The 14,713-nt window shown below is 70.8% G+C and carries 12 protein-coding genes; all 12 read right to left on the minus strand.

The genetic code is table 11. The annotated features are described in order from the left end of the window. Positions 1–33: 33 nt before the first annotated feature. The 12 genes from AOK03_RS04220 to AOK03_RS04275 all read right to left on the minus strand — a co-directional run bounded on the left by AOK03_RS04220 (position 34) and on the right by AOK03_RS04275 (position 14,708). A complete protein-coding gene (locus AOK03_RS04220) occupies positions 34–669 on the minus strand; it encodes a helix-turn-helix domain-containing protein (RefSeq protein WP_055563777.1) in 636 nt (211 codons plus the stop codon). A gap of 63 nt (positions 670–732) precedes the next feature. Beyond that, entirely contained in the window at positions 733–2,142 is a 1,410-nt protein-coding gene (locus AOK03_RS04225; protein ID WP_055563778.1) for an aspartate aminotransferase family protein, read from the minus strand. After that, complete coding sequence (gene dxs / locus AOK03_RS04230) at positions 2,139–4,049, minus strand: 1-deoxy-D-xylulose-5-phosphate synthase (protein ID WP_055563779.1); 1,911 nt, start codon at positions 4,047–4,049, stop codon at positions 2,139–2,141. Before dxs ends, AOK03_RS04225 begins: the two co-directional genes overlap by 4 nt. Before the next feature lie 25 nt (positions 4,050–4,074). Then, on the minus strand, positions 4,075–5,241 hold the full coding sequence (gene ispG, locus AOK03_RS04235; protein ID WP_055563822.1) for a flavodoxin-dependent (E)-4-hydroxy-3-methylbut-2-enyl-diphosphate synthase: 1,167 nt from the start codon (positions 5,239–5,241) through the stop codon (positions 4,075–4,077). Between the two features lie 4 nt (positions 5,242–5,245). Continuing rightward, entirely contained in the window at positions 5,246–6,268 is a 1,023-nt protein-coding gene (gene hpnH, locus AOK03_RS04240) for an adenosyl-hopene transferase HpnH (RefSeq protein WP_055563780.1), read from the minus strand. Positions 6,269–6,273: 5 nt separating this feature from the next. After that, entirely contained in the window at positions 6,274–6,927 is a 654-nt protein-coding gene (locus tag AOK03_RS04245) for a phosphorylase family protein (RefSeq protein WP_055563781.1), read from the minus strand. Next, positions 6,927–8,966, minus strand: a complete 2,040-nt coding sequence (shc, locus tag AOK03_RS04250) for a squalene--hopene cyclase (RefSeq protein ID WP_055563782.1) — start codon at positions 8,964–8,966, stop codon at positions 6,927–6,929. Before shc ends, AOK03_RS04245 begins: the two co-directional genes overlap by 1 nt. Before the next feature lie 134 nt (positions 8,967–9,100). Continuing rightward, positions 9,101–10,234 carry a polyprenyl synthetase family protein gene (locus AOK03_RS04255; protein ID WP_079074468.1) on the minus strand — a complete coding sequence of 378 codons (1,134 nt, stop codon included), beginning with the start codon at positions 10,232–10,234 and terminating at the stop codon, positions 9,101–9,103. Beyond that, the gene (gene hpnE / locus AOK03_RS04260; protein ID WP_341845779.1) at positions 10,231–11,730 is read right to left on the minus strand and encodes a hydroxysqualene dehydroxylase HpnE; all 1,500 of its coding nucleotides are present in this window, start codon (positions 11,728–11,730) and stop codon (positions 10,231–10,233) included. The genes AOK03_RS04255 and hpnE overlap by 4 nt, the downstream gene beginning before the upstream one ends. Before the next feature lie 34 nt (positions 11,731–11,764). Beyond that, positions 11,765–12,715 carry a presqualene diphosphate synthase HpnD gene (hpnD, locus tag AOK03_RS04265; protein WP_055563785.1) on the minus strand — a complete coding sequence of 317 codons (951 nt, stop codon included), beginning with the start codon at positions 12,713–12,715 and terminating at the stop codon, positions 11,765–11,767. Then, positions 12,712–13,608 carry a squalene synthase HpnC gene (gene hpnC, locus AOK03_RS04270; RefSeq protein WP_107097918.1) on the minus strand — a complete coding sequence of 299 codons (897 nt, stop codon included), beginning with the start codon at positions 13,606–13,608 and terminating at the stop codon, positions 12,712–12,714. Before hpnC ends, hpnD begins: the two co-directional genes overlap by 4 nt. A gap of 347 nt (positions 13,609–13,955) precedes the next feature. Beyond that, complete coding sequence (locus AOK03_RS04275; RefSeq protein WP_055563823.1) at positions 13,956–14,708, minus strand: ABC transporter ATP-binding protein; 753 nt, start codon at positions 14,706–14,708, stop codon at positions 13,956–13,958. Between the last annotated feature and the right edge of the window lie 5 nt (positions 14,709–14,713).

Here is a 14,713-nt window from a genome sequence, read left to right on the forward strand (position 1 = left end):
CCGGCCGCACAGGTCCCTGCTGTTCCGGTTCCGTCATGTCGGGTCTCCCTGGGTGGGGCCACCGAGGCACAGCGCGGTGGCGGGGCTCTGCAGCAGCGTGTGGACGAAGAGGAGATCGGCACCGCCCCGGTCGGCGGCGGCGATCCGGTGCGGGGTCAGCGAGTCGAAGTGCGCGCTGTCGCCCGGCGCGAGGGTGTGCGCGGTGTCCCCCAGGTGCAGCCGCAGCCGCCCCTTCAGGACGTACAGCCACTCCTCGCCGGGATGGACGCGCACGATGTCGCCCTGCGCCCCGTGCGGCACGTGCACGCGCAGCGCCTGCATGCCGCGGCCCGGGGCGCCCGCCTGCCAGTAGGTCCAGCCGCCCGCCGCGGTCGGCTCCATGTCCGGGGCGCGGACGACCGCGTCCCGGCCGGCGACGGTCTCGCCCAGCAGCTCCGAGACCGTCGTACCGTAGACGCGTGCCAGCGTGAGCAGCATCGGCAGCGAAGGCTGGCGCTGCCCGGTCTCCAGGCGGGACAGATGGGCGGGCGAGAGCCCGGCGGTGCGGGCCGCGGCCTCCAGCGTGAGTGAGGCGCGGCGGCGCAGTTCACGCAGCTGGGGCGCCACGGCGGGGAGCGCGTCGGCCGCCTGGGGCGGCTCGGCGGGCTCCTTGGGCTCGGCAGGGCTCATACCCTGATTCAGCCAGAGCCTTGCCTCCCGGGCAACTTTCTTGCCTGGGAGGCAAAAGAGGCCCTACCGGTTCGCGACCGCCTGCTTCACCAGCGTCCTGCCGAAGTCCCACATCAGACCGCCGCCACTGTGCGCGTCGTCCATCACGGCGGTGAAGGCGGCCACGAAGCGGTCCACCTCCCGCTCCCCCACGGTCAGCGGCGGGATCAGCTTGATGACCTCCAGGTGGTCCCCGGACACCTGGGTGAGGATGCGGTGCTTCTGCAGCAGCGGTACGACGACCATCTGCGCGAACAGACCCTTGCGGGCGGCCTGCAGCATCGTCCAGCGGCCGCGCAGCTTGAGCGACTTGGGCCGCCCGAACTCGATGCCGATCATCAGCCCGCGGCCGCGCACCTCGCTCAGCAGCTCGTAGCGGTCGACGAGGGCGGCGAGCCGTGACCTGAGGAGTTCGCCGGTGACCCGGGCGTTCTCGACGACCTTCTCGTCCTCCATCACGGACAGGACGGCGAGCCCGGCCGCCATCGCCTGCGCGTTGGAACCGAAGCTCGCCGAGTGCACGAGCACCCGGTCCATCGACGAGTAGACCTTCTTGAAGATCCAGTCCTTGCCCAGCGTGGCGCCGACCGGCACATAGCCGCCCGACAGCGCCTTGGCGACGCAGACCAGGTCGGGCTCGACGCCCTCCTCGTGCTGGTAGGCGTAGAAGTCGCCGGTCCTGCCGAGGCCGGTCTGCACCTCGTCGGCGATCAGCAGCGCCTTGTGCCGGTGCAGCAGCTCCTGGGCCGCGCGCAGGTATCCGGGCGGCGGCTCGTGCACGCCCTTGCCCTGGATCGGCTCGACGATCAGCCCGGCGACGTCGCCCTTGGCCAGCTCCTTGCGCAGCGCGTCCAGGTCGCCGAGCGGCACCGCGGTGTCGGGCAGCAGCGGCGCGAAGCCGTCCCGGAAGCCGTCCTCGCCGTTGACGGAGAGGGATCCCGTGGTCAGCCCGTGGAAGGCGTGGGCGCAGTAGAGCACCCGCGGCTTCCCGGTGGCGTACCGCGCGAACTTCAGCGCCGTCTCGACCGCTTCCGTGCCGCTGTTGCCGAAGAAGACCCGTTCCAAGTGCGGGCTGTGCTTCAGCAGTTGCTCGGCGAGCAGGCCGGGCAGCGGCTGGCAGTCGAAGCGGGTGAGGTCGGCGAGCGAGGCGTCGAGGACGTCGTGCAGCGCCTTGCGTACGACGGGGTGGTGCCGACCGAGCCCCATCACACCGAAGCCCGCGAGCATGTCGAGGTAGTCGTTGCCCTCGGCGTCCCAGAAGTACGCGCCCTCGGCCCGTTCGTAGACCTTGTCGAAGCCGATGGTGTGCAGCATGCGCGGCAGTTGGTGGTTGAGGTGCCGGGCGTACAGTTCGTACCGTTCCGCGCCCCGCTCGGCGAGGAGTCTGCCGAGGTCGAACTCCTTGGCGCCCGTGGTGTCGAACTCCTTGGTCATACGCTGTACTCCTTGCCTGAACCCTGCTGGTCCGCGCCCTCCTTGGCGGTCAGCGCGGCGCTGATCCGGCCGGCGACCTCGACGGGGGTGAGCCCCAGATCGGCGAGGACCTCGCCCCGCTTGGCGTGCGCGAGGAACTGCTCGGGGATGCCGAACCGCCGGACGGGTACGTCCACTTCGGCCTCGCCCAGCGCGAGCGCGACCGCCGCGCCGACCCCGGCGGAGCGGCTGTTGTCCTCGACGACGGCGACGAGGCGATGACGTGCGGCGAGCCCGGGCAGCTCGGCGTCGACGGGCTTGACCCAGCGCGGGTCGACGACGGTGCAGCGCAGACCGCGCTCCCGGAGCAGCTCGGCGGCCTGCAGACAGGTCGGCGCCATCACCCCGACCGCGACGAGCAGCACCTCCGCGTCCGGCTCCTGGAGCAGCACGTCCATGCCGCCGAGCCGGTCCACGGCGGGAATCGCGGGCCCCACCGACTCCTTGGGGAACCGCAGGAGCGTCGGCGCGTCGTCGACGGCGACGGCTTCGCGCAGCTGCGCCCGCAGCTGGTCGGCGTCGCGCGGCGCGGCGATCCGCAGCCCCGGCACCACCTGGAGGATCGACATGTCCCACATGCCGTTGTGCGAGGCGCCGTCGACGCCGGTGACCCCGGCCCGGTCGAGCACGAAGGTCACCCCGCACCGGTGCAGCGCCACGTCCATCAGGAGCTGGTCGAAGGCGCGGTTGAGGAAGGTGGCGTACACCGCGACGACCGGGTGCAGGCCGCCCGTCGCGAGCCCGGCGGCCGACACCGCGGCGTGCTGCTCGGCGATGCCGACGTCCCAGATCCGGTCGGGGTAGGCCTCCGCGAACTTCGTCAGGCCGACGGGGCCCAGCATGGCCGCGGTGATGGCGACGACGTCGTCGCGCTCGGCGCCGATGCGGACGATCTCGTCGCCGAACACGGAGGTCCAGGAGGGGCCGTTGGACGGCGCGAGCGGCTCGCAGGTGAGCGGGTCCATGACGCCCACGGTGTGGAAGCGGTCCGCCTCGTCGGCGAGTGCGGGTTCGTAGCCGCGGCCCTTCTCGGTCAGGCAGTGGATGAGCACGGGGCCGTGGAAGCGTTTCGCGCGTCGCAGTGCCGACTCGACGGCTCCGATGTCGTGTCCGTCGATCGGTCCGACGTACTTGAGCCCCAGGTCCTCGAACATCCCCTGCGGCGCGAAGGCGTCCTTGAACCCCTTCTTGGCGCCGTGCAGCGACTCGTACAGCGTCTGTCCGACCACGGGGGTGCGCTGGAGGATGTCCTTGCCCCAGGCGAGCACGCGCTCGTAGCCGTCGGTAGTGCGCAGGGTGGCGAGGTGGTTGGCGAGGCCGCCGATGGTCGGGGCGTACGAGCGTTCGTTGTCGTTGACGACGATGATCAGCGGCCGGTTCTTCGCGGCCGCGATGTTGTTGAGCGCCTCCCAGGCCATGCCGCCGGTGAGGGCGCCGTCCCCGATGACGGCGACCACGTGACCCCGTTCGCCGAGCACCTGGCGCGCCTTGGCCAGGCCGTCGGCCCAGCCGAGCGCGGTCGAGGCGTGGCTGTTCTCGACGATGTCGTGCTCGGACTCCTCGCGCGAGGGGTAGCCCGACAGGCCGCCCTTGCCGCGGAGCTTGGAGAAGTCCTGCCGCCCGGTGAGCAGTTTGTGCACATAGCTCTGGTGGCCGGTGTCCCACACGAGCCGGTCGACCGGCGACTCGAAGACCCGGTGCAGGGCGATGGAGAGCTCCACCACCCCCAGGTTCGGCCCGAGGTGGCCGCCGGTCCTGGCGACCGCGTGCACCAGGAACTCCCTGATCTCCCCTGCCAGTTCGTCGAGCTCGGCCCCGGAAAGTCCCTTCAGGTCCCGTGGCCCCCGGATGGTGTCGAGAATGGTCATGCTCGATCCCCCTCTCTGGTTGTTCTCAGCTCACGGTGACGTCGGGCGCCCCCGACGGGACGCCGTCGTCCGCCATCTGAGCGGCGATCTTCATGGCCTCCTCGATGAGGGTCTCCACGATCCTGGCCTCGGGGACGGTCTTGATGACCTCGCCCTTGACGAAGATCTGGCCCTTGCCGTTGCCGGAGGCGACGCCGAGGTCGGCCTCGCGGGCCTCGCCGGGACCGTTGACGACACACCCCATGACGGCGACGCGCAGCGGCACCTCCATGCCGTCGAGCCCGGCGGTGACCTCTTCGGCGAGCTTGTAGACGTCGACCTGGGCGCGGCCGCAGGACGGGCAGGAGACGATCTCCAGGCGGCGCTGGCGGAGGTTCAGCGACTCCAGGATCTGGATGCCTACCTTGACCTCCTCCGCGGGCGGCGCGGAGAGGGAGACGCGGATCGTGTCGCCGATGCCCTCGGAGAGCAGGGCGCCGAAGGCCACGGCCGACTTGATCGTGCCCTGGAAGGCGGGCCCGGCCTCGGTCACGCCGAGGTGCAGGGGGTAGTCGCACTGGGCCGCGAGCTGGCGGTAGGCGTTGACCATGACCACCGGGTCGTTGTGCTTGACCGAGATCTTGATGTCGCGGAAGTCGTGCTCCTCGAAGAGGGACGCCTCCCAGAGGGCGGACTCGACGAGTGCCTCGGGGGTCGCCTTGCCGTACTTGGCGAGCAGCCGTCTGTCCAGGGAGCCGGCGTTGACGCCGATGCGGATCGGCGTGCCGGTCCGCGAGGCCGCCAGCGCGATGTCGCGCACCTTGTCGTCGAACTGCTTGATGTTGCCCGGGTTGACCCGGACCGCGGCGCAGCCCGCGTCGATCGCCGCGAACACGTACTTCGGCTGGAAGTGGATGTCGGCGATCACCGGGATCTGCGACTTGCGCGCGATCGTGGCGAGCGCGTCCGCGTCGTCCTGCGTGGGGCACGCCACCCGCACGATCTGGCAGCCCGAAGCCGTCAGCTCCGCGATCTGCTGCAGCGTGGCCCCGATGTCGGACGTGCGCGTCGTCGTCATCGACTGCACCGAGACCGGCGCACCGCCCCCCACGGCCACCGGCCCGACCTCTATGCGCCGCGAGAGGCGGCGCTCGGAGATCGGCCGGACCGGCAGCTCCGGGAGGCCCAGGGAAACGGGCTCTCCTGGGGTCATGACGTCACCCGCGGTTTCCGGAGACCGTCTCGCGGGCCGCACGGATGGACTCCTTGAGGGACCCCATGGTGGCGAGGACGGCGGTCGGCTCGTAGCCGCAGTGCGCCATGCAGTTGGCGCAGCGCGGGTCCTTGCCGCGGCCGTACTTGCTCCAGTCGGTCTCCTCGATGAGCTGGCGGTACGTGGGGACGTAACCGTCGCTCATCAGATAGCAGGGGCGCTGCCAGCCGAAGAGCGAGTAGTTGGGGATCGCCCACGCGGTGCACGGGAAGTCCGCCTTGCCCTCCAGGAAGTCCAGGAACAGCGGCGAGTGGTTGAGCCGCCAGCGCAGCCGGTTGCCGCCCGCGAAGGCCTTCTTGAAGAGCTCCCGGGTCTGCTCGACGCCGAGGAAGTGCTCCTGGTCGGGCGCCTTCTCGTAGGCGTAGGCGGGCGACAGCATCATCTCGTCGACCTGCAGGTCGTCATTGAGGAAGTTCAGGACCTCGATGATGGTCTGCGGGGTGTCGGTGTTGAAGAAGGTCGAATTGGTGGTGACCCGGAAGCCGCGCCTCTTGGCTTCCTTGATGGCCGCGACGGCCTCGTCGAAGACGCCTTCCTTCGCGACGGACTCGTCGTGCCGCTCCCGCATGCCGTCGATGTGCACGGCGAACGCGAAGTACGGCGAAGGCGTGAACTTCTCGATCTTCTTGCGCAACAGCATGGCGTTGGTGCAGAGGAAGACGTACTTCTTCCTCGCCACCAACTGCCGCACGATCTCATCGATCTGAGGGTGCATCAGCGGCTCACCACCGGCGATGGACACCATCGGCGCGCCGGACTCCAGAACGGCGCCCACGGCCTGGGCCACCGGCATGCGCTGCTTGAGCACACCGGCCGGATGCTGGATCTTCCCGCAGCCCTCGCACTTCAGGTTGCAGGCGAAGAGCGGCTCCAATTCGACGATCAGCGGAAACTTCTCGCGCTTGCGCAGCTTCTGTTCAAAGAGATACGTAGCGACCTTGATGGACTGACGAAGCGGCATGGCCATCTGGCTCACCTCCGAGGGAGCAGCGAAGAACGGTGCCATTCAAAGAAAGCTGGGAGCACGGCACGAAGAACGCGGAAAGCCGATATTCCACCGCGCACCGTGCCGATGCGGACGAGTTCGTGCTGTGGGGCATCCACGACCACCCGGACGGCCGCAACGGGCCGCTGACCGGTGCGTACGGCACTGTGCAGCGTCGCGGCGGACTCCATGTCCACGGCGATGGCGCCGGTGGCCAGGAGGGTGCCGCGCTCGTGGCCGCGGACGACGTGATCGGAGCCGGTCAGCGGTCCGGTGTGCACGGTGCGGCCGGGCACGGCCCGCACCAGCTCCTCGACCAGCAGCCCGGTTCCCGTGCAGGGCGTGCTGCCGCGCGCGTCCCTGGTCTCCTCGGCGACGACCAGGTCGCCGGGGTGCATACCAGGGGCGAGTCCGGCACAGAAGCCGGTGGCCAGTACGGCCGCGTCGCGCAGGTTTTCCGTTCCGAGCGCACCGGTGACGGCGCGCTCGGCGTTCTGGGGGCCCATGCCGGTGCGCAGCACGGTCATGCCGCCCGGCGCGCCGCTGCGGTCGCCGGTGCGCAGGGCGAGGTGCTCGATGCCGAGCGCGCAGGCGATCAGCAGCGGTGCGGGGCCCGGCCGCGGGGCCGGGTTCCGGTCCATCAGCTGCCCTTGCCGGGGTCGGCGCCGGAGCCGGAGCCGCCCGCGAAGGGGTCTCCGTTGATGTACCTGCCGAGGGCGGTGAGCGGGAACACCTGCCGGTACAGGTGGTAGTTGATGGAGAAGTCCCAGGGGAAGCCGGTGCCGGTGAAGTACGGCTCGTCCCAGGAGCCGTCCTCGCGCTGCGTCTCGACGAGCCAGGCGATGCCGCGCTCCGCCGCCTTGCCCTCGCCCTCGCCCGCCGCCAGCAGGGAGAGCAGCGCCCAGGCGGTCTGCGAGGCGGACGACGTGCCGTGTCCGACCCAGCCCCGGTCGCGGTAGGAGCGCAGGTCCTCGCCCCAGCCGCCGTCGTCGTTCTGCACCGACTCGACCCAGCGCACCGCGCGCCGGATCGCCGGGTGCGAGGCGGGCAGCCCGGCCGTGACCAAAGCGGGCACCACCGACCCCGTGCCGTAGATGTAGTTGACGCCCCAGCGCCCGAACCAGGCGCCGCACTCCTCCTGTTCGGCGAGCAGCCACTCGATGCCGCGCCGGGTGCGCGGGTCGTGGGACTTGCCCTCGACGGCGAGCATCTCCACGACGTGGCCGGTGACGTCGGCGGACGGCGGGTCGATGACCTCGCCGAAGTCGCAGAACGGCAGCCGGTTGGGGAAGGGGCTGGTGTTGTCGACGTCGAAGGCGCCCCAGGCGCCGTTCTTCGACTGCATGCCGAGGTTCCAGCGCACCCCGCGGTCGATGGCGTTCTCCAGGCGCGCCTTGTCGGGGTGCGCGACCCGGCGCAGCGCGAGGGCGACCTCGGCGGTGTCGTCGATGTCGGGGTAGTTGTCGTTGTGGAACTCGAACGCCCAGCCGCCCGGCGCCAGTCGCGGCCTGCGCACCGACCAGTCGCCGGGCCGCACGATCTGCTCGCCGAGCATCCAGTCGGCGGCCTTGACCAACTGCGGGTGGTCCGCGGGCACTCCGGCGTCCGCGAGCGCGATGGTCGCCAGGCAGGTGTCCCAGACGGGCGACTGGCAGGCCTCGATCATCCGGGAGCCGTCCTCGCGCCACACGGCGAACCGGTCGAGCGAGGCGAGTCCGGCCTTCAGGACGGGGTGGTCCAGGTCGTATCCGAGCAGGTGCAGCGCGATGACGGAGTAGACGGCGGGCGGCTGGATCCCGCCCCAGCAGCCGTCGTTCTCCTGCCGCTCGATGATCCAGCGGGCGGCGCTGTTCATCGCGGCCTTGCGCAGCTTGCGCGGCGCGACCTTGTGGTAGACGTGCAGCGCCTTGTCGAGGCGCTGGAAGACGCCGTCCCAACTCGCCACGGGGGCAAGGGGCTTGGCGGGGCTCGGAACGCGCGCGTCGGTGTGCAGCTCGTCCAGGGCGAAGGGCGCGGGACGCACCGGCCGCTTGGCGGACACGACGGTGAGCGGCACTATCGTCTGCCGCGCCCAGCAGCCGAAGTCGTAGATGTTGAGCGGGACCCACTTGGGGAAGTAGATGAGCTCCGGCGGGAGTTCCGGCAGGTCGTCCCACTTCCACCAGCCGAAGAGGGCCAGCCAGATCCGGGTGAAGACCCGGGCCTCGGCGATGCCGCCCCGCTCGCGGATCCACGCGGAGGCCTTCGCCATGTGCGCCTCGTCGGGCCGGTCGCCGGCCAGGCGCAGCGCGACGTACGCCTCGATGGTCGTGGAGAGTTCGCCGGGTCCGCCGAAGAACGTGGCCCAGGTGCCGTCGTCGCGCTGCTCGCCGCGGATGAAGAGGGCGGCGGCGCGCGTGGTGTGCTCGTCCCGGATGCCGAGGAACTGCCGCAGGAGGAGGTCCTCGGCGTCCATGGTCACATTGGTCTCGAGGTCACCCTTCCACCAGCCCTGGGCGTCCTGCCGGGAGAGCAGGAAGTCGGTGGAGCGCCGCATGGCGCGCGCGGCGGCGTCGCGCGGGCCTGTCGCCGTGGCGGTCGCGGCGGTCGTATCGGTCAGGTCGACGGGTTCGGTGGACTGGCTGGCCGAGGCTGCGCGGGGCGTGGCCGCTCCGGTGCTTCCGTCGGTCGTCGCTGTCATGGCTTCCCCTTCGTGCAGTGCGGTGGCTACGTCTGCTGTGGGTCCGCCGTCGGCCGACGCGTCACGCCGGCCGGCGACTGCCTGTGGGTCCGGGGGTCACCCCCCGGATAACCCGGATATCCGCGCGATAGTGATCATCTCTCTCGTACGACGACGAAATCGGCGAGCGCGACGAGCTGCGCCCGGATCCGGTCCGGCATCTGGACGTGGTCCAGGGCCTCGATGGCGATGGCGTGCTGGCGCCTGGCCTCCTTGGCGGTCCACTCGCGGCCGCCCGCCTCTTCGATCAGGGCGGCGCGGGCGGCGAACTCGTCCTCGGAGAAGTTCTCGAAGTCGCTGCTCTTGGAGTCGGCGGTGAGCAGTTCACCGAGCCGCTCCGACGCGGGACCGCCCGCGGCGAGTGCGGCCACCACGGGCAGGGACTTCTTGCGCTGGCGCAGGTCGCTCCACGTCTGCTTGCCGGTGGCCTCCGGGTCGCCCCAGATACCGAGCAGATCGTCCACGGCCTGGAAGGCGAGGCCGAGGTGGTATCCGTACTTCTCCAGCGTGTCGGCGGTGTGGTCGTCCGCGCCGCCGAGGACGGCACCGATGGAGACGGCGCAGGCGAGCAGGGCGCCGGTCTTCTTGCCCTCCATCTCCAGGCACTCCTCGACGGTGACCCGGTCGCGGTGCTCGTAGCTGATGTCCTGTGCCTGGCCGTCGATCAGCGCGCGCGTGGCGGTGATGAGGCGGCGGGTGGCGCGGCCCGCCTCGACGGTACCGAGTTCGAGGAGGACCTCGTTGCCGAGTGCGAAGAGGGCGTCGCCGACGAGGATGGCCTGTGCGGGGCCGTGCACCTTCCACACCGTGTCGCGGTGGCGGCGCTGCTCGTCGCCGTCCATCAGGTCGTCGTGGAGCAGTGAGAAGTTGTGCACGAGCTCGACGGCGACCGCGCCGGGGACCCCGACCTCCGGGGGCGCGCCCGCGGCCTCCGCGGACAGCAGGGCGAGCGCGGGACGCACGGCCTTGCCGCCGTCGCCGTCGGAGGGGTTGCCCTCCGCGTCGATCCATCCGAAGTGGTAGGCGGCCACGGTGTCCATGGGCGGCGCGAGACGGTCCACCGCGGCCCGCAGCACCGGGGTGGCCAGCGTCCTTCCTTGCTCGAGCAGTGAGGTCACGTCCACCGTGTCGGCAGCCGTTTTCTCGGCCGAGGGCACAGTCGGCACAGTTTCTCCTCTTGTTCCGGTGCTGTTTCTCTGGGGACCTGACCCCAGAAGGTCGAGCTTCACGCCGCCGCCTCCTCGAACGCGAAGAGGTGATCACGGGGGCGGTCGAGGGTGGAGAGGGCGGCCTCGGCCGCGCTGATGCCGCTGCGTACGGCGCTCTCCATGGTCGCGGGCCACCCGGTGGCGGTCCACGCGCCCGCGAGGTACAGGCCGCGGGCCTTGGTGCGGGCACCGGGGCGGAGCCTGCCGACACCGGGGGTGGGCGCGAAGGTCGCGGTGCGCTCGCGGGTGACGAAGAAGTCCCGCACCCGGGCGCCGTGCGCGGCGGGCAACAGCCGCTCCAGCTCGGGCAGATAGCGCTCTCGCAGTGCGGCGACGGGCGCGTCGATCTCGTCCTGAGCGATCGACTGCGAGAGCGCCAGATACTGCCCTTCGGTCAGCCCGGAGGCCTCGGTCCGGTCGAAGACCCACTGCACGGGGGTGCCGATCGCGGCGAAGAACGGCCGCTTCAGCACCTTCCTGTCGTACACGACGTGGATGTTCAGGATCGGCGCGGTGTCGATGTCGAGCAGCCGGTCGGGCTGGTCGAGCGCGCCGTCGGGGAGGAGGTCGTGCGTCTCGTGCTGCGGCACGGCGAGCACGACGGTTTCGGCCTCGATGGTTTCGCCGGGAACCTCCACGCGCCAACCACCGTTCTCCGTACGGGAGATGGAGGTGACTCGTGCCTTTAGTTCCGTACGGACTCCCGCTGCGTCGAGCGCCTTGCGGGCCAGTGTGTCGTGCAGATCACCGAGGGGCACCCGGGCCCAGCCGATGTCGGCGGCGCCCGGTTCCGAGAGCAGACCGGTCTTGAACACCATCGCGGCGAGCCCGAGCGAGGCGTCGCCCGCGGCGGCGTTCAGCGTCGCGACGCCCACGAGGTCCCAGAGGGCCTCGATGGCGCGCGCCGACTGACCGTGCCGGGCGAGCCAGCTGCCGAAGTTCTGGCCGTCGAGCACGGGATCGGACGGGTCGAGCCCCTTGAGGGCGAGCGCCGCGCGCCCCACCTTGGCGCGCTCGGCGACCGACAGATGGGGATACGTGGCGAGGCTCGCCGCGAGATGCAGCGGCACGGGGAGCGCGGTGCGCCTGAGGCGTCCGAGCCGGTTGCGGTCGGCGTCGAGGACGGGCACGTCGAGACGTTCCTGCACGGGTGCGAGGTGTGCGCCTTCGATGCGGTCCAGGAACCATCGGTAGGCGGTGCAGCAGCGCAGATAGACGTGCTGGCCGTTGTCCACGGTCAGTTCGCCGCGCTGGAAGGAGAAGGCGAGCCCGCCGAGCCTCGGCCGCCCTTCGAGCAGCGTCACCCGCAGGCCCGCGTCGGCGAGCGCGAGTGCGGTGGTGATACCGGCGAGGCCGCCGCCGACCACTACGGCGGCCGCCCCTGCGGAGCGGCCTTCGGCGTCCTCGATCAGCCCCTCGGGCTGCATGTCTTTGCCCTTCATGCACCCACCCCTTCGGCCGTTGCAGTCTGGGACGCGACCATGGAGCGGAGGGTTGCCCGCCGCTTTGCGAACGATGTCCCAACTGCCCCACGATCACTCCGGATGCGCATCACACACGCCTCCGGACGGTCTGTCGTGACACGTTCCGCGCGTCGAGACCGGACAGTCCGCGCACGGCTACGTACGCCTTCTCGCGCCCGGGCAGCGAGACGCGGCCGCGCAGGACCGCTTCCGGCTCCCGCTCGATGCGGTCGAGGAGCCGGCGGTAGATGCCGGCCATGGCGGCCACACAGGCACCGCTGCGCCGGTCCAGCATGGGCAGCAGGCGGTAGCCCTCGGCGAACAGGGCACGCGCGCGGCGCACCTCGAAGTGGACGAGGCCCGCGAAGTCGGATCCGGCGGGCGGCTCGGAGCCCGAGAACCCGGCGGAGCAGCCGAACTTGGCGAGGTCGTCGGCGGGCAGATACGTCCGCCCGTCCTGGGCGTCCTCGCGAACGTCCCGGAGGATGTTGGTCAGTTGGAGTGCGAGGCCGAGCGTGTCGGCATACTCCGGCGCGCGCTCGGCGTGAAGCGCCCCCCGCTCGGTGCCGAACACCCCGAGCGAGAGCCGCCCGATGGCCCCGGCCACGCAGCGGCAGTAGACCTTCAGGTCCTCCCACGTCTCGTACGTCTCACCGCGTACGTCCTTGAGGACGCCGTCGATCAGCTCGTCGAGGCCTTCCATCGGAATGGGGAAGTGAGCGGCGGCGTGCGCGAGGGCGACTGCCACCGGGTCGGTGTCGTCCTCCTGGACCCCGCCCGCGCGGATCCGCGCGACCAGCGCCCGGGTGTCGTCGAGCCGCTCCGCCTTGACCTCCGGCGGAAGCGCGCCGTCGCCGATGTCGTCCACCCGCCGGGAGAGGGCGTAGAGCGCCGACATCGCCCGCCGCTTGGGCGTCGGCAGCAGCCTGATGCCGTACGCGAAGTTGCGCGCCTGCTGGCCGGTCACGGCCTCGCAGTAGCTGTACGCGGCGAGCACGGACGCTGACACGTGCAGATCCGACTCCACGGCCCGGCTCACCCCTCTCCTCGCAGAACTGCACCCGCCTCGCGCAGCAAGCGCGGCTTGGTCGGCTTGGGCGGTCCGGGAAGGACGTCGTAACCGGCGGTGACGATCGCCCCCGCGGCCGCCCTCCCCCCTGCCACGAACCCGGCCAGCAGCAGCTTCAGCCTGCCGTGGACGCTACCCACCAGGGGGGTGCCTTCATTCAGGAGGCCGCGGGCGCGTTCCACTTCGAACGCGACCAGCGCGCGCACCGACGCGCCCGCTGTCGGCAGGGCCAGATCTGACTCACTCACGTGGAACCGCTTCATGTCCTCGACAGGCAGGTAGATGCGGCCGCGCCGCAGGTCTTCGGCGACGTCCTGGATGTGCTCGACGATCTGCAGGCCGGTGCAGACCGCGTCCGAGCGGCGAACGCGCTCCGGGGTCTCCGTCCCCGTGATGGCCAGGACGAGACGGCCGATCGGATTGGCGGAGAGAGCGCAGTACGCCACGAGGTCGTCGTACGTCTCGTAGCGCGTGACGAGCTGGTCCTGGCGGTTGGCCTCGATCAGGGCCAGGAAGGGGGCGGCCGTCAGGGTCCCGCGCTCGGCGGCCGGCCGCAGCGCCCGCACCAGTGGGTGGCCGGGGTCGCCGCCGTCGAAGACCTTGCCCAGGTCGACGGCGACGGCGTCGAGGAGCGTCAGCGGGCCGTCCGCGTCGGCGTCCAGACCGAGGTGCCGGGCGTGGGCGGCCCCGGGGGCCAGGTCGCCGTCACCGATGTCGTCGATGAGGCGGACGACGCCGTAGACGGCCATCAGGTCGTCGCGCCAGCTCCGGGGCAGGAAGAAGGGAGCCACCGGAAAGTTCTCGTCCGCGGCCTTGGCGAGGACGGCGGAAGCATCGCGGAGCTGGAGATCATCCGTAGCCATTGCCGTCACATCTCCCGTTCTACACTGCCGACCCAATACATCCTATTTCGGACACGCCGCCCGGCTCTCTCCGAGGTGGGCCGTGCTCCGAGGCGGGGCGCCGCGCGATATCGCCCCACTTGCCGCGAATCAGCACCTGTACAGCTTACGTTGTACAACCCAACGCGCATCGTCGGGGTGTTCGGCGCATCACAACAACACACCGATTGGCGTCAATCTTCCTTTGCCCACGGCGAGTTGGGAGCACCGAGTGGCCCGGGGGACACCATGTCACGACAGTGCCCCGCCCGGTTCCTCCGGGCGGGGCACTGCTGCCGAACGGGTGGCGGTCCGGTGGCTCGATCGGGCTACTTGCCCGTGAACTTCTCGTACTCCTTTATGACCTCGTCGGTCGGCCCGTCCATGCGCAGCTCGCCGCGTTCCAGCCACAGCACGCGGTCGCACGTGTCGCGGATCGACTTGTTGTTGTGGCTGACCAGGAAGACCGTGCCGGCCTCCTTGCGGAGCTCACGGATGCGGGCCTCGGAGCGCTTCTGGAACTTGCGGTCACCGGTGGCCAGGGCCTCGTCGATCATGAGGACGTCGTGGTCCTTGGCCGCCGCGATGGAGAAGCGCAGGCGGGCCGCCATGCCGGAGGAGTAGGTGCGCATCGGAAGGGTGATGAAGTCGCCCTTCTCGTTGATCCCCGAGAAGTCGACGATCTCCTGGTAGCGCTCCCTGATCTGCTCGCGGGACATGCCCATCGCGAGCCCGCCGAGTATGACGTTGCGCTCGCCCGTCAGGTCGTTCATCAGGGCCGCGTTCACGCCGAGCAGCGAGGGCTGACCGTCGGTGTAGACCTTGCCCTGCTCGGCGGGGAGCAGGCCCGCGATGGCGCGGAGCAGGGTGGACTTGCCGGATCCGTTGGAGCCGATCAGGCCGATGGCCTCGCCGCGGTAGGCGGTGAAGCTGACGCCCCGCACGGCGTGCACCTTGCGCACCCCGCGCTCCTCGCCGCGCCGGAGCATGCGGCTCAGTGCGGAGGTGGCGCTGCCCTTGCCCGTCTTGGCGCCGTTGACGCGGTAGACGATGTGGAGCTCGTCGGCGATGACGGTGGGGATGTGCC

The organism is Streptomyces atriruber, from assembly GCF_001418325.1.
In the GTDB taxonomy this organism is placed as follows: Bacteria; Actinomycetota; Actinomycetes; order Streptomycetales; family Streptomycetaceae; genus Streptomyces; species Streptomyces atriruber.